At 69.4% G+C, this 22,513-nt stretch carries 21 protein-coding genes; 11 read left to right on the top strand and 10 right to left on the bottom strand.

The features are described from left to right. The first annotated feature begins 104 nt into the window (after positions 1-104). Positions 105-1,586 (top strand): NAD(P)/FAD-dependent oxidoreductase, encoded by a 1,482-nt coding sequence (locus WAE60_RS18015; RefSeq protein ID WP_337687752.1) that lies wholly within the window; start codon positions 105-107, stop codon positions 1,584-1,586. 82 nt (positions 1,587-1,668) lie between these two features. Here WAE60_RS18015 and WAE60_RS18010 read toward each other — a convergent pair whose 3' ends face one another. From WAE60_RS18010 to WAE60_RS17995, 4 genes are all read right to left on the bottom strand, one after another. Beyond that, positions 1,669-2,691, bottom strand: coding sequence for a tetratricopeptide repeat protein (locus WAE60_RS18010; protein WP_337687751.1), 1,023 nt, complete (start codon positions 2,689-2,691; stop codon positions 1,669-1,671). A gap of 103 nt (positions 2,692-2,794) precedes the next feature. Further along, entirely contained in the window at positions 2,795-3,937 is a 1,143-nt protein-coding gene (locus WAE60_RS18005; RefSeq protein ID WP_337687750.1) for a M23 family metallopeptidase, read from the bottom strand. Positions 3,938-3,983: 46 nt separating this feature from the next. Then, positions 3,984-4,637, bottom strand: a complete 654-nt coding sequence (locus WAE60_RS18000; RefSeq protein ID WP_029907322.1) for a DUF3052 family protein — start codon at positions 4,635-4,637, stop codon at positions 3,984-3,986. A 1-nt stretch (position 4,638) separates the two neighbouring features. Beyond that, on the bottom strand, positions 4,639-5,463 hold the full coding sequence (locus WAE60_RS17995; protein WP_337687749.1) for a crotonase/enoyl-CoA hydratase family protein: 825 nt from the start codon (positions 5,461-5,463) through the stop codon (positions 4,639-4,641). 319 nt (positions 5,464-5,782) lie between these two features. Here WAE60_RS17995 and WAE60_RS17990 point away from each other — a divergent pair, with 319 nt between their 5' ends. Further along, positions 5,783-6,139, top strand: coding sequence for a response regulator (locus WAE60_RS17990; protein WP_029907324.1), 357 nt, complete (start codon positions 5,783-5,785; stop codon positions 6,137-6,139). Between the two features lie 51 nt (positions 6,140-6,190). Further along, entirely contained in the window at positions 6,191-6,817 is a 627-nt protein-coding gene (locus WAE60_RS17985) for a pyridoxamine 5'-phosphate oxidase family protein (RefSeq protein WP_029907325.1), read from the top strand. A gap of 209 nt (positions 6,818-7,026) precedes the next feature. On the opposite strand, the gene dksA is transcribed toward WAE60_RS17985, so the two are convergent. Both dksA and WAE60_RS17975 read right to left on the bottom strand, forming a co-directional pair. Next, complete coding sequence (dksA, locus tag WAE60_RS17980; protein WP_012287706.1) at positions 7,027-7,455, bottom strand: RNA polymerase-binding protein DksA; 429 nt, start codon at positions 7,453-7,455, stop codon at positions 7,027-7,029. Between the two features lie 175 nt (positions 7,456-7,630). Then, a complete protein-coding gene (locus tag WAE60_RS17975) occupies positions 7,631-8,059 on the bottom strand; it encodes a flagellar assembly protein FliX (RefSeq protein ID WP_029907327.1) in 429 nt (142 codons plus the stop codon). A 233-nt stretch (positions 8,060-8,292) separates the two neighbouring features. Between WAE60_RS17975 and WAE60_RS17970 the strand changes: the two genes are divergently transcribed. From WAE60_RS17970 to WAE60_RS17955, 4 genes are all read left to right on the top strand, one after another. Continuing rightward, positions 8,293-9,405, top strand: coding sequence for a flagellar basal body P-ring protein FlgI (locus tag WAE60_RS17970; protein ID WP_029907328.1), 1,113 nt, complete (start codon positions 8,293-8,295; stop codon positions 9,403-9,405). After that, on the top strand, positions 9,405-9,728 hold the full coding sequence (locus WAE60_RS17965; RefSeq protein WP_029907329.1) for a rod-binding protein: 324 nt from the start codon (positions 9,405-9,407) through the stop codon (positions 9,726-9,728). The genes WAE60_RS17970 and WAE60_RS17965 overlap by 1 nt, the downstream gene beginning before the upstream one ends. A 3-nt stretch (positions 9,729-9,731) precedes the next feature. Continuing rightward, complete coding sequence (locus tag WAE60_RS17960; protein WP_029907330.1) at positions 9,732-10,178, top strand: hypothetical protein; 447 nt, start codon at positions 9,732-9,734, stop codon at positions 10,176-10,178. Between the two features lie 61 nt (positions 10,179-10,239). Further along, positions 10,240-10,659: a hypothetical protein gene (locus tag WAE60_RS17955; protein ID WP_029907331.1), complete on the top strand. Its 420-nt coding sequence runs from the start codon at positions 10,240-10,242 to the stop codon at positions 10,657-10,659. Here WAE60_RS17955 and WAE60_RS17950 read toward each other — a convergent pair. The 3 genes from WAE60_RS17950 to WAE60_RS17940 all read right to left on the bottom strand — a co-directional run bounded on the left by WAE60_RS17950 (position 10,656) and on the right by WAE60_RS17940 (position 15,612). Next, complete coding sequence (locus tag WAE60_RS17950; protein ID WP_029907332.1) at positions 10,656-11,762, bottom strand: PepSY domain-containing protein; 1,107 nt, start codon at positions 11,760-11,762, stop codon at positions 10,656-10,658. The two genes, WAE60_RS17955 and WAE60_RS17950, sit on opposite strands and share 4 nt — an antisense overlap. Further along, on the bottom strand, positions 11,762-13,939 hold the full coding sequence (locus WAE60_RS17945; protein WP_029907333.1) for a TonB-dependent receptor: 2,178 nt from the start codon (positions 13,937-13,939) through the stop codon (positions 11,762-11,764). The genes WAE60_RS17950 and WAE60_RS17945 overlap by 1 nt, the downstream gene beginning before the upstream one ends. 83 nt (positions 13,940-14,022) lie before the next feature. After that, on the bottom strand, positions 14,023-15,612 hold the full coding sequence (locus tag WAE60_RS17940; RefSeq protein WP_337687748.1) for an ABC-F family ATP-binding cassette domain-containing protein: 1,590 nt from the start codon (positions 15,610-15,612) through the stop codon (positions 14,023-14,025). A gap of 207 nt (positions 15,613-15,819) precedes the next feature. Between WAE60_RS17940 and WAE60_RS17935 the strand changes: the two genes are divergently transcribed. After that, positions 15,820-16,290 (top strand): DUF1203 domain-containing protein, encoded by a 471-nt coding sequence (locus WAE60_RS17935; protein ID WP_029907335.1) that lies wholly within the window; start codon positions 15,820-15,822, stop codon positions 16,288-16,290. A 97-nt stretch (positions 16,291-16,387) separates the two neighbouring features. Beyond that, positions 16,388-18,193 (top strand): ATP-binding protein, encoded by a 1,806-nt coding sequence (locus WAE60_RS17930; RefSeq protein WP_337687747.1) that lies wholly within the window; start codon positions 16,388-16,390, stop codon positions 18,191-18,193. A 173-nt stretch (positions 18,194-18,366) separates the two neighbouring features. On the opposite strand, the gene WAE60_RS17925 is transcribed toward WAE60_RS17930, so the two are convergent. After that, complete coding sequence (locus tag WAE60_RS17925) at positions 18,367-18,561, bottom strand: hypothetical protein (RefSeq protein ID WP_029907337.1); 195 nt, start codon at positions 18,559-18,561, stop codon at positions 18,367-18,369. Between the two features lie 164 nt (positions 18,562-18,725). On the opposite strand from WAE60_RS17925, the gene WAE60_RS17920 reads away from it, so the two are divergent. After that, entirely contained in the window at positions 18,726-19,451 is a 726-nt protein-coding gene (locus WAE60_RS17920) for a DUF1223 domain-containing protein (RefSeq protein WP_337687746.1), read from the top strand. Between the two features lie 152 nt (positions 19,452-19,603). Then, positions 19,604-22,513 carry an excinuclease ABC subunit UvrA gene (gene uvrA / locus WAE60_RS17915; RefSeq protein WP_337687745.1) on the top strand — a complete coding sequence of 970 codons (2,910 nt, stop codon included), beginning with the start codon at positions 19,604-19,606 and terminating at the stop codon, positions 22,511-22,513.

Below are 22,513 nucleotides of genomic sequence, written 5' to 3'. Positions count from 1 at the left end.
TGTCGCAGTTGACCTAACGGCTAAACGGTCGTTTGTTAGTGAACAGCGTTCACATATTATGAGCGTCCGGATGAGCCGGACCCGGGCGCAAGGGTGGAAGCGGGATGGCCATCGAGCATTTCGACGTACTGATCGTGGGCGCGGGCCTGTCGGGCATCGGCGCCGCCTACCACCTGAAGCGCGACTGTCCGAAGAAGACCTACGCCATCCTCGAGGCGCGCGACGCCATCGGCGGCACCTGGGACCTGTTCCGCTATCCGGGCATCCGGTCGGACAGCGACATGTACACCCTGGGCTACGCCTTCAAGCCGTGGCGCGAGGCCAAGGCCATCGCCGACGGCCCCTCGATCCTGAAATACGTGCGCGAGACCGCCGACGAGAACGGCATCACCCCGCACATCCGCTACAGCCACAAGGTCAAGCGGGCCAGCTGGTCGTCGGAGACCGCGACCTGGACCGTCGAGGCCGAGCATGACGGCAGGACGGTGAAGGTCAGCTGCAATTTCCTGTCGATGTGCAGCGGCTACTACAATTACGACGCCGGCTACACGCCCGACTTCCCGGGCGTCGAGCGGTTCCAGGGCCGACTGGTCCACCCGCAGCACTGGCCCGAGGACCTGGACTACGCCGGCAAGACGGTGGTGGTGATCGGCAGCGGCGCCACGGCCGTGACCCTGGTGCCGGAAATGGCCAAGGACGCCGGCCACGTGACCATGCTGCAGCGCTCGCCGACCTATGTGGTCTCGCGCCCGGCCGAGGACGGCATCGCCAACTGGCTGCGCGCCAAGCTGCCGGCCATGACCGCCTACAACATCACGCGGTGGAAGAACGTCGGCATGCAGCTGCTGTTCTTCAACATCGCCCGCAAGAAGCCGGAGAAGACCAAGGAACGGCTGCTGGGCCTGGTGCGCGAGCACCTAGGGCCCGACTACGACATCGAGACCCACTTCACCCCGCGCTACAATCCGTGGGACCAGCGGCTGTGCCTGGTGCCGGACGCCGACCTGTTCGACTCCCTGAAGGCCGGGACGTCGTCGGTGGTCACCGACCAGATCGAGACCTTCACCGAGACCGGCATCCTGCTGAAGTCGGGCCAGACCCTGGAGGCCGACATCATCGTCACCGCCACCGGCCTGCGCATGCAGCTGCTGGGCGAGATGGAGATGGTGGTCGACGGCCAGCGCATCGCGCCGCACGAGACCACCAGCTACAAGGGCATGATGTTCAGCGGCGTGCCGAACCTGGCTTCGACCTTCGGCTACACCAACGCCAGCTGGACCCTGAAGGCCGACCTGACGGCCGAGTATGTCTGCCGCCTGCTCAACCACATGGACCGGACGGGCACGACGATCTGCACGCCGCGCCTGCCCGAGGGCGGGATGGAGATCGAGCCGTGGCTGGACTTCTCGTCCGGCTACGTCCAGCGCGCCCTGAAGATCCTGCCCAAGCAAGGCGCCAAGACGCCCTGGAAGGTGCACCAGAACTACGCCCTGGACCTGGTGGCCCTGCGCTACGGCAAGGTGGACGACGGCACGATGGAGTTCTCCAAGGCCAAGGCGCCGGCCAGGGCGAAGGCGGCGGCTTAGACCGGGGACATGCGCTCGCGCGTGTCCCCAACAGGCGCGGTGCGGGATTTGGGGACACGCACAAGTGCATGTCCCCGGCCTGTCATTTCGTCTTCTTCTTCGTCACCGAGACGTTCGCCGTCTTGAAGCTCTGGAGCACCTTCAGGGCGTATTCGGCGCGGGTCTTGACCTCGGACCGGGGGTCGCGTTCCAGGGCCGCCTGGTACCAGAGCTCGACCACCTCGATGTCGGCCATCGGTATGCCGCCCTTGAAGGCGTAGGCGCCCGGCCCCGGCTTGCGGCCGCCGGTGATGTCCGAGAACAGCTGGTCGGCCACCAGGATGCAGACGGCCTGGTCGCCCGCCTGCTCGGCCTGGCCCCACAGCTCCAGCGCCTTCTTGGTGTCCTGCTTGCCGCCTTCGCCGCTGGCGTACAGCTGGCCCAGCTTGCGGGCGGCCATCAGCGGGTTCTGCTTGGCGGCCATCTCGTACCACTTGCGCGCCTCGGCCGGGTCGCGGGCCACCACCGCGCCGGTCAGGTAGGCGGAGCCCACGACCAGCTGGGCGTCGCCGTCGCCGGCCCGGGCGGCCTCCTTGCACAGGGCCACGCCCCGACCGACCGTCGCCGTGTCGGCCATCAGCATCTGGCCCAGGCCGCACTTGGACTTTGCGTAGCCCATCTGGATGGCGCGGCCGTAGGCGGCCTCGGCGCCCTTGAGGTCGGGCGCGCTTCCCGTCAGACCGTATTGCAGGCAGCGGGCGCGCAGGTGCATGGCGTCGGGCCGCTGGTCGGCGGCCTTGGCGGCGTAGGCGCAGCCGCGCGGCGGGTCCGCCGGGATCTTGCCCCGCCCGACCACGAACAACAGGCCCGCATAGGCCTGGGCGTCGGCGCGGCCGCCGTCGGCCAGGGCCGCGAGGGCCTCGGGCGAACCCGTGGCCGCCTTGTCCAGCGCGGCCTTGAGATCGGCGTCGGGCGGCGGCGGCGTCCAGGCCTTGGCCGCGGTCTGGGCGAAGGCGGGCGGGCCGCCCGTCAAGAGGATCAGCCCCGCGAGGAGGAAGAGGCTGCAGGCGGCGAAGGGCGCTCTGGCGATGCGGAAGGCGATCGCGGGCGCGCGGGGCGCGGTCATCGGCGTGGACCCCTGGACGGACGCGCCAGCCTAGCTGGCCGCGCCCCGGCTCCCCATCAGGTGGATCACGCGGGCGACGCGGGCGAAGACCCGATGGCCCCCGCTAGGGCGCGAAGTCGACGACCGTGTTGGCGCCCAGCCACTCGGCCGCCCGATGCGGGTCCAGGCCCGGCGGCGGCGCGTCCCACCGCCGCGCGCCCAGGCCGCCGACGTCGAGATAGCGGCCCAGCAGGGTGAACCGGTCGAGGGCGAACGGAACGCCCTCCCCGCCCAGCGGCGTGTCGCCGTCCGCGACGTGGAAATGCAGGTGCGGCCCGGTGGTGTCGCCGGAGAACCCCAGCGCGCCCAGGACCTGGCCGCGCCGCACCCTGTCTCCGGCCTTCACCCGGACGCTGCCCGGCTTCAGATGTTCGTAGAAGGCCGTGCGCCCGCCCGGCAGGCCGAGGGCCACGAAGGTCCCCGCCGCGTCGCCGATCGCGTGCTTGGGATTGCCGGCGATGCTGGCGCTCTCGGCCATGCCGTCGCGCACGGCCACGACCTTCGCGTCGGCCACGGCAAGGACGTCGGCGCCGTAGCCCAGGGCGTCGGCGGGGCGATCCTTGTCGCCGCGCGTGATCCGCCCCTGCTCGTCGACCCGCACGAAGTCGACCGCGAACCTCCCCGGGATGCGCGTCCGCCCGCCGACCGCATAGGTCACCCGGCGATGGCCGCGCGGCCACTCGGCGGCGTGCACCGCCGCCCAGGGACCGCCGGCCAGGGGCGGGCCGAGGACGACGGTCGCGGTCGCGTCGACCGCGATGTCGGGCCCAGCCACGACGAAGGTCGCCTCGCCGGTCGCGTAGTCGATGCGATGACCCAGCCGATGCGGAACCTCGCCCGGCGGCAGGTCCAGCTCGACGAAGACGATCGCGCGGCGGCCAGGCGCGGTGACCGCGTCCTTGCCGCCCGCCGGCACGGACGCCAGTCGCGCGGCCAGGGCCGGGCCCGCGAAGTCGCCGAGCACCCGGCCCGTGGCGGCGTCCAGAACCTGGAGCCGCCTCGGCTCCAGCGGCTCCTGGCTGAAATTGGTCAGGTGCAGTTCGTAGACCAGCTGCGCCCGCCCCTCGACGACGACCGGCGCGGGCGGCTTGGGGACGACGATGTCGAACGCCTCCCGCACCGGCGGCGGGGCTTCCAGCGGCCGCGCGACGACGGGCGTCGACGCCAGGACAAGGCAGGCGGCAAGGCGCGCGACGCGGCTTTTCATGGCGATCTCCCCGATAGGCCGGACGTGGTGTCGCCGCGCCGCCGGATCAATCCTCGTCGTCGAAATCCGCGTCGTCGTCCTCGACAGGGGCTGGCTTGGCAACCGCCCCGCCCTTGCGCCGCACGAAGCGCAGCGCCGTGTGGGTCTTGGAGAAGGCGCAGACCTTGGTGTCCACCAGGCCCCGTTCGCGGACCTCGGCCAGGATCTCGACGTCCTTCAGCGGCGCGCCCTTGCCCTTCTGCGCCACGATCCAGATCGCGCCCTTCGGCCCCAGCCCACCGATCAGATCTTCAAGTTGATCGAAATCGGCCAGGTCCTCGACGCCCAGGAACAGCAGGTCGATGTCTTCCCAGGCCTCGACCGGTTCGACGCGCGTGCGCAGCTCGGCCAGGAACTCCGGATCGTCGAGATTGGCGATCACCACCGTCTGGCCCGGCTTGACGCCCAGCTTGTCCAGGCGGCCCGGCGGGTTCTGGATGGCGTGCAGCCACTTGGCGGCCTGGCCGGCGTCCAGCGTGAACCGCGTGCCGTCGCTCAGCACTAGGTCGTCGCCCTCGGCGCGCAGGCCGCGCAGGGCGTGGCCCTGGAAGTTGCCCTCCACCGCGCCGCGGAAGATCAGCTTCGGCGGCTCCCACAGCAGCTTGCCCGGCCCCTCGCCATCGCGGAGCTGACCCCAGACGCCCTTGGCTTCCCGGCCCATCTCAAGCGCCCTTGAACACGGGAGCGCGCTTCTCGAGGATGGCGTCGACGCCCTCCATGTGGTCCTCGGTGTGGTGCGCGATGGCCTGGGCCGAGGCGCTCATCTCCATCAGGGTGTCGTAGCTGGCGGTCGTGCCGTGCTTGAGCAGGCTCTTGGCCATGCGCAGGGCGTGCGGCGGCTGGGCGGCGATCCGCTCGGCCAGGGCCATGGCCTCGTCCATCAGCGTGTCGGCCGGCACGGTCCTGCTGACCAGGCCCCAGGCCTCGGCCTTGGCCGCGTCGATGACGTCGCCGGTGAACAGCAGCTCGGCCGCCCGGCTCATGCCGACGGTGCGCGGCATCAGCCAGGCGCCGCCGTCGCCGGGGATCAGACCCAGCTTCAGGAAGGTGACGCCGAACTTGGCGGTGTCGGCGGCGATGCGGATGTCGGTCATGCAGGCCACGTCGCAGCCCAGGCCGATGGCCGCGCCGTTGACGGCCGCGATCGACGGGACCTCCAGGCCGTAGATGGCCCGCACGATGCGGTGGATGTTCTTGCGGTAGCCGTCGCGCACCTTGACGCCGTTGCCGCCGAACGCCCCTTCCCGCGCCTTCATCGCCTTGACGTCGCCGCCGGCCGAGAAGGCCCGGCCCGCGCCGGTCAGGATCACGCAGCGGATGTCCTGGTCGTCGTTGATCGCCTCGCAGGCCGCCGCCACCTGGTCGCCGTCGCCCGGCGCGCCCAGGGCGTTCAGGGCGTCGGGACGGTTGAAGGTGAGGATCGCGACGTGACCGCGCTTCTCGGTAAGGACCAGGGGCGATGGGCCTTGGGGGGTGTCTTGCGACATGACGGGGCGCTCCTGCGGACTTTCGTTTTCGCCTGCATAGCGCAAATCCCCCAGCGGGAGGCAAGAGACCGACGCTCGTCGGACTTTGTTTTATAAACTAAGGTGAATCCCCGACTTTGCTGGCCAGTAACAAGACCCTGCGCTCCAGTTTGTGATCACACACAACACCTGGAAGAACTTGCGCGCTGAGAACAAGACGCAACAGCAGACCTGCGACGTTTTAGTCAAGCTGAGCCGTAAAAACCGTTAGCGCAGAAGAGAATCATAGGCTTCTACTACGGCAAGGGACGAATTTGAAAAGCGGTGGCGTGCAGTGCACATGTCCCACAGACATGCTTTGATCATCGAGGATGAAATCCTCATCGCGATGGAAGTCGAGACTTTGCTCGCCGAGCAAGGGTTCGACACCTTCGACATCGCGGAAAGCCCCCAGGAAGCGCTGGATTGCGCGCTCAGGCGTCCGCCGGACTTGATCACCGCCGACTATCGCATCGTCGGAGGCACCGGCGTCGAGGCGGTCACCGCCATCCTCGCCCGGCTGGGGCCCATTCCCGTGGTCTATGTCACCGGCAACGCCGACCAGCTGGGCGCCCGCACCCGCGCCGTGGTCGACAAGCCGATCTCGCCCCATCGCCTGGCCGAGGCCTGCGCCATGGTCCAGTCCGCCAACGCCTAGGCGACGCATCACGACACCCGCTATGCTGGCGGCCCTGCAGGGGAGCCGCGCATGCCCGCCATCGATCACGTCGTCGACAGTCTCGAGGCGCTCGAGGCCCTCTACACGCCGGCTCCGGTCCCGGCCTCGACCGTCAAGGTCGCCGACCACATCACCCCGCACTATCGCGCCCTGATCGAGGCCTCGCCGTTCCTGGCCCTGGCCACGGTCGGCCCCGAGGGCCTGGACTGCAGCCCGCGCGGCGACCAGCCCGGGTTCGTCCGCATCCACGACGCGCGGACGCTGATCCTGCCCGACCGCCGGGGCAACAACCGCATCGACAGCCTGCGCAACGTGGTCCGTGACCCGCGCGTGGCGCTGATGTTCCTGATCCCGGGCTCGGGCACCACCTTCCGAGTCAACGGCCGGGCGGTGGTCAGCGCCGATCCCGGGCTGCTGGCCAGCTTCGCCGTCGACGGCAAGGCGCCGCGCACCTGCCTGGTGGTCACCGTGGTCGAGGCCTACTTCCAGTGCGCCCGCGCCATCGTCCGCTCGAACCTGTGGAAGCCGGAAGCTCAGGTGGATCCCCGATCCCTGCCCACGCCCGGCGCGATGCTGGCGGCGATGAGCGGCGAGACGGTCGGCGGGGCTGAATACGACAAGGCTTGGCCGGAAAGGGCGGCGGCGAGCTTGTGGTGAACCGCCCCTCCCCCTGTGGGGGAGGCGATCGCTCAGCGATCGGTGGGGGGAGTTTCAGGATTGCCGGCCCGGGTGCGGTCGAGGTCGGATCACTCCCCCTCCGTCGGCTTCGCCGACACCTCCCCCACGGGGGGAGGACCAACGAAAAACGGCCCCGCCGGGAGGCGAGGCCGTTTGAAACACATTCAGTCGAGATGTCCCGAAGGATCTCAATCGTCGCGGTGAACCCGTTCCCGACGTTCATGGCGTTCCTGGGCTTCCAGGCTGAGCGTCGCGGTGGGCCGCGCGTCCAGTCGAGCCAAACCGATCGGTTCGCCGGTCTCTTCGCAGTAGCCGTAGGAGCCATCCTCGACTCGGCGCAATGCCTGGTCGATTTTCGAGATGAGTTTTCTCTGGCGATCCCGGGTGCGAAGTTCCAGCGCCCGATCAGTTTCCGACGACGCGCGATCGGCGAGGTCGGCATGGTTTTCAGTTTCGGCTTGCAGGTGGGAAACCGTTTCGCGAGATTCGCGGAGGATTTCTTCTTTCCAAGCCAGGAGCTTCTGCTTGAAATACTCAAGCTGACGCTCGTTCATGAAAGGCTCGTCATCCGAAGGACGATACGAGTCTGGTACCTTAAGAACAGTGGCCGTTTGCATTAACGCCTCACGCCCCGATGAACTTCGCCTAGGTCAGGCCGGGTGCTTATACCAAAACGATAGCCCGGTTCAATGAACGTCGCGTGAGCGGCGTGTTCACGACCGTGCACGGATGCCCCGTTCCTGGGGATATTCGATGAACCGCGTTCTTTAAGATACGGTTTCATCAGCGATCTCAGCCCAGCCGGGCCTGTTCCAGCTTGGCCGCCTCGACCGCCGCGCGGGTCTCGATCTCGTTGAGGATCGCTTCCAGCTTGGGGTCGTCGGTGGCTTCGCGATGCTCGCGCACGGCGCTCTTGAGTCGCGACAGCGTGCCGGTCGAGATCTCGCCGTCCAGGGTGGCCAGCTTCAGGGCGTCCAGCAGGTCCAGAAGGCCGCCGGCCCGCTTGACCGCCCGGCGCTTGCGCTCCATCGGGTCCATGTCGGCCTGCAGGGCCAACAGCGCGTCGAGCGAGCCGATCCCGGCCACGCCGCCCGCCTGGGCGACCCCGGAAGCGGCGCTGGCGCCGCCCACTGTCGGTAGGGAAAACCCCGATCCGCCGCCCGTCGGTTTGGCCCGCGACGCGCCAACCGCGCCCGCGCTCCCCGTGCTGGAAACCTTCATGACGAAACGCTGCTCCGACAAACGTTTGGAGGAGTCACCCCCGCCCCGTTAACCACATCTTGCTGAGCGCCGCTTGCGGTATGGTTAATGCCGGGCAGAATCTGCCGAAGCAGAATGCCGCAGGCGGAAATTGCACGCCTTTCGACTGATTTCATTGAACTTTTTCACCCAATTGAATTGGCCCGGTTCTGGCATGGGACGGCGTGGGGATGCCGCCCCGCCGTAGGAAAGCCATGTCTCGTTCATTCTTTGCTTCCGTTCTGGGCCTTGCTCTCGCCGCCGTGGCGCTCGTCGCGTCACCGGCCGACGCCAAGTCGCGCATCAAGGACATCGTCGCCTTCGAGGGCGTGCGCGACAACCAGCTGGTCGGCTACGGCATCGTCGTGGGCCTGAACGGTTCGGGCGACAGCCTGCGCAACGCGCCGATGACCAAGCAGAGCCTGGAAGCGATGCTGGAGCGCCAGGGCGTCAACGTCCGCGACGGCAACCTCAACACCAAGAACACCGCCGCCGTCATGGTCACGGCCAACCTGCCGCCGTTCTCGGCGGCCGGCGCGCGCATGGACGTCACGGTCTCGACCCTGGGCGACGCCAAGAGCCTGCTGGGCGGCACCCTGCTGGTCACCTCGCTGCAAGGCGCCGACGGCCAGACCTATGCGGTGGCCCAGGGCACGGTGCAGACCGGCTCGGTCTCGGCCGGCGGCGCCTCGGGCAGCTCGGTCACCAAGGGCGTGCCGACCGCGGGCCGCATCGCCGCCGGCGGCATCATCGAGAAGGAGACCGGCTTCCAGATGGTGAACATGGACGTGCTGCGCATGACCCTGCGCAACCCGGACTTCACCACCTCGCGCCGCATCGCCGACGCCATCAACCAGCGCTTCCCCGGCTGCGCCCAGGCCCAGAACCCGACCATCGTCGCCGTGCGCGCCCCGGCCGGCATGGACATGATCAGCTTCGTCACCAACATCGAGAACCTGGAGGTCGAACCCGACTCCCCGGCCAAGGTGATCATCGACGAAGTGGCCGGCGTCATCGTCATGGGCGACGACGTCCGCATCAGCCAGGTGGCGATCGCCCAGGGCAACCTGACCATCTCGGTCCAGGAGAACCCCGCCGTCAGCCAGCCGGCCCCGTTCAGCCAGGGCCAGACCAAGGTCGTCCCGCAGTCGACCGTCAGCGTCAACGAGGAGACCGGCCGCAAGCTGCTGACCCTGGGCGGCGGCGCCTCGCTCAAGAGCCTGGTCGGCGGCCTCAACGCCCTGGGCGTCACGCCGCGCGACATGATCTCGATCCTGCAGGCCATCAAAGCCTCGGGCGCCCTGCAAGCCGACATCGAGGTGATGTGATGAGCCTTCTCGCCGCCGCCATCGCCGCCCCGACCGTGATCGACACGGTCGGCAAGACCGCCGCCTCGACCGCCGAGCTGCTCAAGCGCGGCAAGATCCGCGAGACGGCCCAGAAGTTCGAGGCCTCGTTCCTGTCGGTGATGATGCAGTCGATGACCGCCGGCATGAAGACGCCGGAGATCGGCGGCGGCGGGGCCGGCGAGGACATGTTCAAGTCCCTTCTGGCCGAGGAGATGGCCAAGCAGGTCTCCAAGGCCGGCGGCATCGGCGTGGCCGCGTCGGTGCAGAAGGAAATGCTGAAGATGCAAGGTCTGAAGGAGTAGCCCATGGCCCTCAACGCCACCGATTGCGACGATCGCGTCGAACAGCTGATCATCCTGACCGAGCGCCTGACCGATCTGATCGCCAGGCAGTCCGCCGCCTTCGAGGCCCGCCGCCCGCACGAGGCGGCGCGTTACGTCGACGAGGTGGCCAAGCTGGCCAATCTCTACCGCCACGAGTCGACCAAGGTGCGCGGCAACGTCGCCCTGGTGCAGGGCGCCTCGCCGCAGCGCCGCCAGCGCCTGGTGCGCGCCACCGAGGCCTTCGACGCCGTGCTCGCCCGCCAGGGCCGCGCCGTCACCGCCGCCAAGACCGTCACCGAGGGCCTGGTCCGCGCCATCGCCGAGGAGATCGCCGTCCAGCGCCCCACCGGCGCCGGCTACGGCCCCGGCGCCCAGGCCACCGCCTACAAGCAGAACGGCACCGCGATCACGCTGAACCAGCGGGCGTAGGGCTGGCGGGTCAGCATCACTTCGCCTAGCTTCGCCGCTGAACAGGGGCGAGCGACGATCGATGGTGCAGCTTAGCGTGCTCTTGGCGGCGACCGCATTGGCGGCCTCTCCTGCGCCTGACCAGGATCAGATCCGCGCCGCCATCTTCGATGACGTCCAACTCAACGCCCTGGTCGGCAACGGCAATACGCTTGTTTCCGGCGGCTGGGTCATGGGCTACCAGCACGAAGCCACCGCGCCCCAGATCCAGATCCGTGATCTCGACTGCACTGATGGCGCGACGGACGCACGCTGTGATTTTGTCCTGGCGCGTCTGTCGAAGCCGACCATCGACATCTGGACCGGAAAACCGGTTCCCTTGCTCGTCAAATGCAAGGCGCGTCTCGTCAAGGAGGCCGAAGGCGCCTGGTCCGTGGCCCATACCCCGTCACCGGCGTCCGGAGGCCATTCCAGGACGACAATGACCTGCCGTAAGGCCTAGGCCGTCGCCTCGGCCGCCTTCGCCGTCACCACCTTCTTCCGCCGCTTCGGGTTCCCCACCGGGTTGCCCCAGAACGTGACCACCGCCAGCGTGCCCAGCAGGGTCAGGGTCAGGCCCGACACCGTCATCACCAGGCGATACGGCAGGCCGCCGACCTTGGCCGCGTGCAGCGGGTAGTCGAGATTGGCGATGCGCGAGCCCAGCGGCAGGGTCTGGGCGTCGCGCGTGGCGACCATCTTGCCGGTGGCCGGGTCGAACCAGGCCATGGTGCGGCCGTTCGGCAGCCATTCGGCCTGCTGGCGCAGGCGGATCGCGATCAACCCGCCCGGCTTGGCCGGCAGGCCGATGGTGCGGACCTCGGCGCCGGGATAGCGGGCCTGGGCCGCCCCGATCACCGCCGTCCAGTCCAGGTCCTTGGCCAGCTTGCCGCCCTTGATCTTCGGCGGGGCCGAGGCGGCCTTCATCGTCGCCGCCGACGAGAACGGCGCCCGCAGCGTGTCGGAGAACCACTTCAGGTTCATCGCCGCCCCCGTGGTCAGGGACAGGATCAGCAGCGGCGCCACCAGCACGCCCAGGTCGCGGTGGTGATGGACGATGGCCGCCCGCTTCATCATCCGGGGCCACGGCCGGACGTGGAACATCCGCCGGGTCGGCCACCACAGCCAAAGGCCGGTGCCCACGAAGCCCAGCCCGGCCAGGCCCGCGATCCCGCCGACGATCTCGCCGGTGTCGCCGTTGAACAGGTGGTGGTGGAAGTCGAACAGCCAGACCTCCGGCCGCGTCCAGTTCGACGTCCAGCTCTGGACGATCGCGCCGTCCTGGTCGGCGTAGGCGGCGTGCTCGCCCTTGTAGCTCAGCTTGTGCAGGCCCAGGCGCGGCGTCGCCAGCACGATGGAGCGCGGGCGGTCCTTGGCGGCGAAAATCCGCGTCGCCGCCGCGCCCAGGGCGGCCGCGTCCTGGCGCTGGGCGTCGGCGGCGTGCGGCACGGTGGCGCGCAGGAAGGCGTCCTCGTGCAGCAGTAGCGACCCCGTCAGCCCCATCAGGGCCAGCAGCAGGCCGATCAGCCCGCCGGTCCAGCGGTGGATCTGTCGGACGACCTTCATCAGAAGCGGGCTTCCCAGCCCAGGGTGGCCGTCCGGCCGCGCCCGGCGAAATAGCGGTCGACCGCCGGCGCCGTGGTGTCGGAGTTGTACGAGATGTACTGCTCGTCGAACAGGTTCTGGATCCCCAGCGACAGCGCGCCGACCGGCAGTTCATAGCGCACGAAGGCGTCGGCCAGGGTGTAGCCGGTGAAGTCGTCCTTCACGAGGGCGTTCTGCATGTCGCGCTTGATGTAGTTCTGGATCTGGAAGCGCAGGCCCCACTTGTCGCCCTGGTAATCGGCGGCCAGGTTCAGGCGGTCGGGCGAGATGTTGGCGCCGTCCAGGTCCTTGTCGACCTTGCCGTCGGCGTTGGTGTCGGTCCGGCCCTTCAGGTGGGCGTAGCCGGCCGAGACGACCAGCCCCTGGATCGGCGTGCGGGCCTTCAGATTGGCCTCCAGCCCCTCGATCTCGACCCGCTGGCGCTGGACGTCGAAGATGCCGCCGCTGTTCTTGATCAGCAGCTGGCCCAGCTTCGAGCTGGACCAGAAGTAGCTGACGCTGGCGTCGAACGGTCCGCGCTTCAGCTCGGTCCCGATCTCGCGGTTGTTCGACACGATCGGCTCGATGTTCAGATAGGTGTCGACGTCGACGCCGTCGACATTGATGCCGCGCAGGATCCGGCCGACGTCGGGCACGGTGTAGCCCTCGGCGTAGCTGGCGTAGACGCGCAGGCCCGTCACCGGCTCGACCACGATCCCGCCGTTGGCCAGCGTCGCCTTGAAGTCGGGATTGCCGCCGGCCACCTTGCGCGAGCCGTAGAAGGCCAGGGTGGTGAAGTCGTCGACCTTCAGCTCGACGTTCTCGAAGCGCACGCCGCCGGCCAGGTGCACCTTGTCGCCCAGCAGCGAGAGGTTGCCCTGCACGAACGGCGCGACGCTCTGGAACTTGGTCGGCGGCACCCAGGCGCGGCCGGTCTCGATCAGCACCTGCTCGGTGCGGTCGTTGATGGTGTCCAGGCCCACGGTGCCGGTCAGGCCCTTGATCCCTGGAACGGCCCGCTCGTAGCTGACCCGGGCGCCCAGCTTGCGCGAGCGGTTCGAGGACTGGTCGAACAGGGTGTTCAGCGGCGCGATGCGGACGTCCTGGAACGTGGCGTTGATGTCGCCGCCGAAGGTGTCGCGCGAGCGGTTGAAGAACAGCTGGGCGATCAGGTTGCCGCCCGCCAGGTCGCTGTTGACCAAGGAGGCCGACACCGTCTCGACGCGGTTGGCCGCCGGCTCGCCGGGCTGGACGCCGCGGAAGCTGGTGGTCGGCACATGGAACGTGCGGTCGCCGTTGGTGGCGGGCTTGGGATTGGTCGCCGAGATGGTGGTGGTGACGTAGTCGCCGTCGCCCTTCAGCTCGAAGCGGTTGGCCACCACGTCCAGGCGGGTGTTCTCGCCCAGCTGCCAGCCCAGGCGGGCGAAGAACGACAGGGCCTTGGAGTCCTGGACCTCGCCTTGGGTGCCGTCCATCCCCAAGCGGCGGCCGTCGCCGTCGTAGAAGGCGCCGCGCGCGTCGTAGGCAGCGCCGACGGTGGCGTCGAACGCCCCGCCGCGCCAGGCCACCAGGCCGGCCACCTTGCCGCCGACGCTGTCGCCCAGGTCGTCGCCGGCGCTGACCTGGGTCAGGACCTTGCCGGTGACGCCGTCGGCCTTGGGCGGGCCGACAGTCACCTGGTTGACCACGCCGCCGGTGGCGCCGATGCCCTGCAGGGCGTTGGAGCCGTAGATCACCTCCACCCGATCGATGAAGAACGGATCGATCGTGTAGCCGTCGCGCGAGCCGTCGCGGATCGGGGTCGATTGCGGAATGCCGTTGATGGCGTACAGCGGCGAGCGGCCGCGCAGGGTCTCGCCCGCCCCCGACAGCTTTTGGCGCGTCGGCGAGAACGACGGCGACAGGTTCGAGACCGCGTCGACCACCGAGCCGCTGATGGCGACCTGCTGGGTCAGGGCCTCGGAATCGATCACGTCCACCGTCAGCGGCAGGGCGCTGGCCGGCAGGATGGTGCGGGCGGCGGTGACCACCAGCTGGTCCACGTCGGTGGGCTCGGCCTTGTCCTCGGCGTGGGCGGCGGTCGCGATCGCCAGGGCCGTCAGGCTGAGGCCGGTCAGGATCGAGGCGCGCCGCGCACGGCTGATGGAGATGGTCCGCATGATGATCGACGCCCCGGCAGTTCGAATGATGGCGCCGTATAGCTGCTGTTGAGAGTGATTAGCAACAAACCGTAACGTGTAGGTCACCGCGGCCTAAGGTCGATCCGCCGCTCCACGCCCACCGCCTCGAGGAAATCCTCGTCGTGGCTGGCGATCAGCAGGGCGCCGTCGTAGCCGGCCAGGGCGCTCTCCACCGCCTGGACCGAGTCGAGGTCCAGGTGGTTGGTCGGCTCATCCAGGATCAGCAGCTTGGGCGGGTCGGCCGACATCAGCACGCAGGCCAGGGCCGCGCGCAGGCGCTCGCCGCCGCTGAGCGTGGCGACGACCTGGTGGGCGGCGACGTTGCGGAACAAGAAGCGCGCCAGGGCGGCGTGGGCCTCGTTGGCGCCGGCGGCCGGGTTCAGGCGGCGGAAGTTCTCCAGGATGGTCTGGGTCTCGTCCAGCACGGCGGCGCGCTGGTCCAGCAGGGCCGCCGGAACGCCGCGCGTCACGGTCCCCGTCGTGGGCTCCAACCCGCCCGTCGCCACCTTGATCAGGGTGGACTTCCCCGCTCCGTTGCCCCCGACCAGGGCCACGCGTTCGGGACCGGCCAGGCGGAAGCTCAAGTCAGACAAGACCGGCGGTCCATCCGGATAGGCGAACCCCACCGCGTCGAAGTCCAGCACCGTCCGTCCGGCGGGCAGGCCGCAGGACGGCAGGTCGAAGGCCAGGCGGCGCAGGCGCTCGACCTTCGCGTCGGCCGCTTCGCGGGCCTGGGCGGCCTCCTGGGCGGCGCGGTCGGCCAGCCGTCCTTCGCGTGCGCCGCTATTCTCGGCCCGCTCGGCCTGGGCGCCCAGCAGGATCTTCGGCTCGCTGCCCTTGGCGGCGAACTTGCGCCCGGCGGCGTCGCGGCGCGCCTTGCGCTCGCGGGCGACCTGGGCCTCGCGCGCGGCCTGGCGGACCTGGCGCTCGGCCGCCTCCAGGTCGTGCTCGGCGGCGGCCGCGGCCTTCTCCTTGCGCTCGGCGTAGAGGTCGTAGCCGCCGCCGTAGTTTGCCGCGCCCAGGCTGGTCAGCTCGACGATGCGGTCCATGCCGCGCAGCAGGGCCCGGTCGTGGCTGACCACCACCGCCCCGCCCTTCCAGCGCCGCAGGACGTCGGCCAGCAGCAGGCGGGCCCCGGCGTCGAGATTGTTGGTCGGCTCGTCCAGCAGGATGACGTCGGGCGCGGCCAGCAGCAGGCCGGCCAGGGCCAGGCGGGTCATCTGGCCGCCGCTGAGCTGGGCCGCCGGGCGCGAGGCGTCCCAGCGCGACAGCCCGACCTCGGCCAGGACGGCGGCGACACGGCCCGGCAGGCTCCAGTCGGCCTCGACCAGGTCCTCCTCGCTGCCCTCCTCCGCCTCGATCCGGCACAGCCGGTCCCAGGCCGGGCCGACGCCCAGCAGGTCGGCGACGCGCGCCCCCGGCGGCGGAGCGTGCAGCTGCGGCAGCACGCCGACCACGCCGGCGCGGCTGATCGTTCCCGAGGTCGGGGCGCGGCTCCCGGCGATCAGCGACAACAGCGTGGACTTGCCCACGCCGTTGCGGCCCACGAGGCCGATGCGCTCGGCCCCGATCGCCAGGGTCAGATTGTCGAAGAGGACGCGGCCGTCAGGCGTGTCGGCGCGAACGGAATCCAGGGTGATGAAGGCGGGCATGGGAAACCACGGTCAGGTCAGTGGGAAGGGCGAAACGGTCGTCCATCGCAATGTCCATGGTGGCCTCCATCGGTGAGCCCGGGATTTCGAGCACGGACGATCTAAGCGATCAACCGGCGTTCGGCAAGTTTCGACTCGACCGCAAGGATCGGGTGTCGGCCCGGATCGGCCGCCGTCAGGATCGGGCTCTCATCACAGGAGCCCGTCATGTCGTTCACCGTTTCCAGCCTGCCCATCGAGCCGTTCGCGCCGCTGTTCGCCCTCGACGACGACGCCCTGGCCGAGCGCGGCATGCTGCGCGTCGTCGCCGACGCGCCGTTCGCCTTTCCCTGCCGCGTCACCCTGGACGACGCCGCGCCGGGCGAGACCCTGATCCTGCTGAACCACGAGCACCAGGCCGCCGACACGCCGTTCCGCTCGCGCTACGCCATCTATGTCCGCGAGGCGGCCCAGGCTCCCGCCACGACCAAGGACGCGCTGCCCCCGGCCCTGCGCCGCCGCCTGCTGTCCCTGCGCGGTTTTGACGCGGCCGGCATGCTGCTCGACGCCGACGTGGTCGAGGGCGCGACGGCCGCCCCGGTGATCGAGCGGATGCTGGAAAACCCCGCCGTGGCCTACCTGCACGCCCACTACGCCAAGCCCGGCTGCTACGCCGCCCGCATCGATCGCGCCGCCTAGCTATTGTCCGACAACGGTAGCGCTCTCAATCGCAACTTAACCTTGATCTCCTACGGTGTGCTCAAGCCAGGGGGCTGAAGAGGGCGCGCGGGGGCTCATGAAGTGGACGTTCGGCAAACCTGAACCCATACCGTCGAACGAGATCGTCAGCTCGTACGTGCCCATCCTGCGCGGCTATCTGGCGGCGGCCGCGGCCTATTACTGCGTGATCAGCCTGTCGCATCCCTTCTACGAGAAGGGCGCGGCCCTGGTCCTGCTGGAAGGGCTGGCGGTGGCCGCCGCCGCGACCGGGCTCTGGTTCTGGCGCCGGCTGAAGACCCATTCGCCGGACATGCCGGCGATGGAAACCGCCGCCCTGGCGATGAACACGCTCTTCATGGCCAATGTCGCGGCCTATCAGAGCATCCATTTCGAGCCGGCCAAGCTGGTCTATTTCGTGCTGATGGCCCTGGTGTTCGCCACCTCGGCCCCCACCCGGCGCGTGGCCTTCGTCAGCGTCGGCGCGGCGATCGTCGGCCTGGTCGTCATGGCCCGCAACGCCCCCGGCGACCTGGTCAGCCAGTACGGCTTCATCGGCGTGGCCGGCGCCTTCGCGGCGCTGGGCATGTCGACCCTGATGCGCGGGGCGGTGATGCGCGAGCTGCGCGCCCGCCTGGCGTCCGACGCCCTGAACCGCAAGCTGGAAGCCGAGCTCGACGAGAACCGCCGCCTGCGCACCGAGGCCCAGGACCTGATGGTGGTCGCCCAGACCGCCAGCCGCGTGAAGACCGAGTTCCTCGAGACCATGAGCCACGAGATCCGCACGCCGCTGAACGGCGTGCTGGGCATGGCCCAGGCCATGGACCGCGACACCCTCTCGGCCAAGCAGCGCGCCCGCCTGGCCACCATCCACCAGTCCGGCGCCACCCTGCTGGACGTGATCAACGCCGTGCTCGACATCTCGCGGATCGAGGCCGGTAAGATGGAGATCGTCCGGGCGCCGTTCGACCTGGACGCCCTGGCCGACACCCTGCGCCAGCTCTACGGCGGCCTGGCCCACGACAAGGGCCTGGATTTCGCCCTGGAGGTCGAGCCCGGGGCCGGCGGCTGGCGCGACGGCGACGCCGCCCGTCTGCGCCAGGTGCTCAGCAACCTGATCTCCAACGCCATCAAGTTCACCGACGCCGGCCAGGTGACCGTGCGGATCGGCGGCGACGCCCAGACCCTGACCTGCGCCGTGACCGACACCGGCGTGGGCGTGCCCGAGGCGCGCCGCGCCCAGATCTTCGAGAAATTCGTCCAGGTCGACGGCTCCAGCACGCGCCGCACGGGCGGCAGCGGCCTGGGCCTGGCCATCTGCCGCGAGCTGATGACGCTGATGGGCGGCCAGGTCGGCTTCGAGAGCCCGGCGGCCGGCGGCGCCTGCTTCACCTTCGAGGCCCCCTGCCCCGCCCTGACGCCGGTGGGCCAGCCGACGAAGGTCGAGCCGGTCGCCGACGAGCCGGCGATGGGCGGCGCGCTGAAGATGCTGGTCGTCGACGACAACGCCACCAACCGCACCGTCCTGCAGGCCATGCTGGGCCATCTGGGCGTCGCCTGCGGCGTGGCCCGCGACGGCCACGAGGCGGTGGCGATGTGGGAGTCCGGTCCCTGGGACGCCATCCTGATGGACATCCACATGCCGGGCATGGACGGGCTGGAGGCGGGCCGCGTGATCCGTACCCGCGAGGCGGCCGAGGGCCGGACCCGCACGCCGATCCTGGCCGTCACCGCCAGCGTGCTGAGCCACGAGACCGAGCGCTACATGGCCGCCGGCATGGACGGCTTCGTGGCCAAGCCGATCGCCGCCCAGCGCCTGGTCGAGGCCCTGGACGTGGCCCTGAGCGCCCCGCCCGCGGGCGGCGCGGCGGCGGCGCTGGGGTAGACCTATCCCCTCGTCATCCCGGGCCTTGCGCCAGGGATTCCTGGTTCAGCTCGCACGCGAGGCGCAAGCGGTTCGCTGGCGAGCCGCCTCAACTGCACTTGCGACCGACAGAGGGGTTCCGGGCGCAAGGCCCGGGATGACGGCGCTATTTATGATGCGGAAGAAACCCGAGCTCAGAAGCTCAGCGCGCTCAGGTCGACGATGATCTTGAAGGCCCAGATGGCGCAGGCGACGCAGACGACCAGGGTGATGATGTCGTCGATCTCGGAACGCTGGCGCACGACCTTGGCGGCCTTGCCGCCCTTGCCCTTGGCCGGAGCCTCGGGGGCCGCCGGTTTCGCCTCTTCCTTCGCCGCCGCCTTGGCCAAGCTCGTCGTCCTCGAGGGCGCGCAGGATGCGCGATCCGTCCGCGCCATAGACACCAAGGGTGCTGAAGGTTGCGCTTCCAAAGGCGGTTTATTGTTCGTGAACGCTGTAACCTCCGCCGGTCCCGCCGCGAACTGATCCTCGACGACCAAGGAGGACGCGCGCCATGACACGAACCACGATGCGGAAGACGGCCTGGGCCAGCCTGGCGGCCGGGACGGTCCTGGCGGTCGCCGTCGGGACCTGGTCGATGGCCGGGACCGGCGGCACGGCCCAGCGGCCGGTGGTGCTGGAGCTGTTCCAGAGCCAGGGCTGCTCGTCCTGCCCGCCGGCCACCGCCAACCTCAACGCCCTGGCCGACCGGCCCGAGGTGCTGGCCCTGAGCTTCGGGGTCACCTACTGGGACCAGCTCGGTTGGAAAGATAGTTTCGCCAAGCCGGCCTTCACCGACCGGCAGAAGGCCTACGCCCGCGGCCTGGGCGCCCAGCTGGGCACGCCGCAGATGGTGGTCGAGGGCCGCGAGGACCTGATCGGCACGGACGCCCGCGACGTGGAATTGGCCCTGCGCCGCGCCCGCCCGGCCATGGACGCCACGGTCGCCGTGTCGCGCGGCCGGGTCGAGATCGGGGCCGGCCAAGCCCCCAAGGCCGGGGCCGACGTCTGGCTGGTGCGCTACGATCCACGCGTTCAGCAGGTGGCCATCCAGCGCGGCGAGAACAACGGCAAGACCCTGCCCCACCGCGACGTGGTCCGCGAGCTGACCCGGCTGGGCGGCTGGAACGGCGCCCCGGTGGCGTTCGCGACCACGCCGCCGGCCGATCCGGCCCTGCGGACGGCGGTGCTGGTCCAGGCGAAGAACGGCGGCCCGATCCTGGCGGCGGCGCGACTTTAGGCCCTGCTGACACCTGATGTCAGCAGTCTGTCGCCACCTGCCGCCACAGCGACATTTGTTCGCACCTTGTTCTTGTGTTAATCGCCGGTCTGCGCCCTACATATAGCCGTCTCGCCGTGGCTCCTCCCACGGCCCTACGCGTTCCGGAAAACATGGCTGAACAACTGAACTTCATCCGCGTGCGCGGCGCGCGGGAGCACAATCTCAAGGACGTCAGCGTCGACATCCCGCGGGGCGAGCTCGTGGTGCTGACCGGGCTTTCGGGCTCGGGCAAGAGCTCCCTGGCGTTCGACACCATCTACGCCGAGGGCCAGCGCCGCTACGTCGAGAGCCTGTCGGCCTACGCCCGCCAGTTCCTGGAGCTGATGAGCAAGCCGGACGTGGACCTGATCGAGGGCCTGTCGCCGGCCATCTCGATCGAGCAGAAGACCACCTCGCGTAACCCGCGCTCGACGGTGGGCACGGTCACCGAGATCCACGACTACATGCGCCTGCTGTGGGCGCGGGTCGGGGTTCCCTACTCGCCGGCCACCGGCCTGCCGATCGAAAGCCAGACCATCAGCCAGATGGTCGATAAGATCACCGCCCTGCCGGAAGGCACGCGCCTCTATCTGCTCGCTCCCGTCGTCCGCGACCGCAAGGGCGAGTACAAGAAGGAGATCGCCGAGTGGCAGAAGGCCGGCTTCCAGCGGCTGAAGATCGACGGCGAGTTCTATCCGATCGAGGACGCCCCCGCCCTCGACAAGAAGTTCAAGCACGACATCGACGTAGTCGTGGACCGCATCGTCACCAAGCCGGGCATGGAGCAGCGCCTGGCCGACTCCATGGAGCAGGCCCTGCGCCTGGCCGACGGCCTGGCCGTGGCCGAATGGGCCAACGTCGAGGAAGGTGAGAAGGAGCCGCGTCGGCTGCTGTTCTCGGAACGCTTCGCCTGCCCGGTCAGCGGCTTCACGATCGCCGAGATCGAGCCGCGGCTGTTCTCGTTCAACAACCCGGCGGGCGCCTGCCCGGCCTGCGACGGCCTGGGCGCCAAGCTGGCCTTCGACGCCGACCTGGTGATCCCCGACAAGGACCGCAGCCTGCACAAGGGCGCCGTCGCCCCGTGGGCCAAGGGGCCATCGCCGCTCTACACCCAGACCCTGCAGGCCCTGGCCCGCCACTACGGCTTCTCGATGGACGAGCCCTGGCACAAGCTGCCGGAAAGCGCCCGCCAGATCGTGCTGCAGGGCTCCAAGGGCGAGAAGATCAAGTTCGTCTACGACGACAACGCCCGCAAATACGAGGTGGCCAAGCCCTTCGAGGGCGTGCTGCCGAACCTGGAGCGCCGCTGGCGCGAGACCGACAGCTCGTGGGTCCGCGAGGAGCTGGGCCGCTACCAGTCCGACACCCCCTGCGAGGTCTGCCACGGCAAGCGCCTGAAGCCCGAAGCCCTGGCCGTGAAGATCCACGGCCTGGACATCGCCGCCGTCTCGAACCTGGCGATCCGCCCGGCCCGCGACTGGTTCACAGCGCTGGAAGGCCATCTGACCGACAAGCAGATGGAGATCGCCCGGCGGATCCTGAAGGAGATCAACGACCGCCTGCGGTTCCTGGTCGACGTGGGCCTGGACTATCTGAACCTGTCGCGCGGCTCGGGCACCCTGTCCGGCGGCGAGAGCCAGCGCATCCGGCTGGCCAGCCAGATCGGCAGCGGCCTGACCGGCGTGCTCTACGTGCTGGACGAGCCGTCGATCGGCCTGCACCAGCGCGACAACACGCGCCTGCTGCAGTCGCTGCAGGGCCTGCGCGACCTGGGCAACTCGGTGCTGGTGGTCGAGCACGACGAGGAAGCCATCCTCACCGCCGACTATGTGATCGACATGGGTCCGGCGGCGGGCGTGCACGGCGGCGAGATCGTCGCCGAGGGCAAGCCGGCCGACATCATGGCCAATCCGAAGAGCATCACCGGCCAGTACCTGACCGGCGCACGCGAGATCGAGGTGCCCGAACAGCGCCGCCCGATCAGCAAGAAGAAGATGCTCCGCGTCGTCGGCGCCAAGGGCAACAACCTGAAGGATGTGACGGGCGAGATCCCGGTCGGCACCTTCACCTGCATCACGGGCGTGTCGGGCGGCGGCAAGTCGACCTTCACGATCGAGACCCTGTACAAGGCCGCCGCGCGCCGCCTGAACAACGCCAGCGACGCCCCGGCCTCGCACGAGCGGATCGAGGGCCTGGAGAACTTCGACAAGGTCATCGACATCGACCAGTCGCCGATCGGCCGCACCCCGCGCTCGAACCCGGCCACCTATACCGGCGCCTTCGGCCCCATCCGCGACTGGTTCGCCCAGCTGCCGGAGAGCAAGGCGCGCGGCTACGGTCCCGGCCGCTTCAGCTTCAACGTCAAGGGCGGCCGCTGCGAGGCCTGCCAGGGCGACGGCCTGATCAAGATCGAGATGCACTTCCTGCCCGACGTCTACGTCACCTGCGACGTCTGCAAGGGCCAGCGCTACAACCGCGAGACCCTGGACATCCTGTTCAAGGGCAAGACCATCGCCGACGTGCTGGACATGACGGTCGAGGAAGCCGCCGACTTCTTCAAGGCGGTGCCGCCGATCCGCGACAAGATGGAGACGCTCAAGCGCGTGGGCCTCAGCTACATCAAGGTGGGCCAGCAGGCGACCACCCTCTCCGGGGGTGAAGCGCAGCGGGTGAAGCTGTCCAAGGAGCTCAGCAAGCGCGCCACCGGCCGCACGCTGTACATCCTCGACGAGCCGACCACCGGCCTGCACTTCGAGGACACCAAGAAACTGCTGGAGGTCCTCCACGAGCTGGTCGACCAGGGCAACACCGTGGTCGTCATCGAGCATAACCTCGACGTCGTGAAGACCGCCGACTGGCTGCTGGACTTCGGTCCGGAAGGCGGTGACGGCGGCGGCCAGATTGTCGCCGTGGGCTCGCCCCAGGACGTGGCCAAGGTCGAGGCCAGCTGGACCGGCCGCTATCTGAAGGACGTCCTGGCCCGCCACGAGGAACGGCGGCTGGAGCGCGTGGCCGAGCTGAAGAAGAGCAAGCGGGCCTAG

This window comes from Caulobacter sp. CCG-8, from assembly GCF_037402475.1.
Taxonomy (GTDB): domain Bacteria; phylum Pseudomonadota; class Alphaproteobacteria; order Caulobacterales; family Caulobacteraceae; genus Caulobacter.
This window is presented reverse-complemented; position numbering and strand designations above follow the sequence as displayed.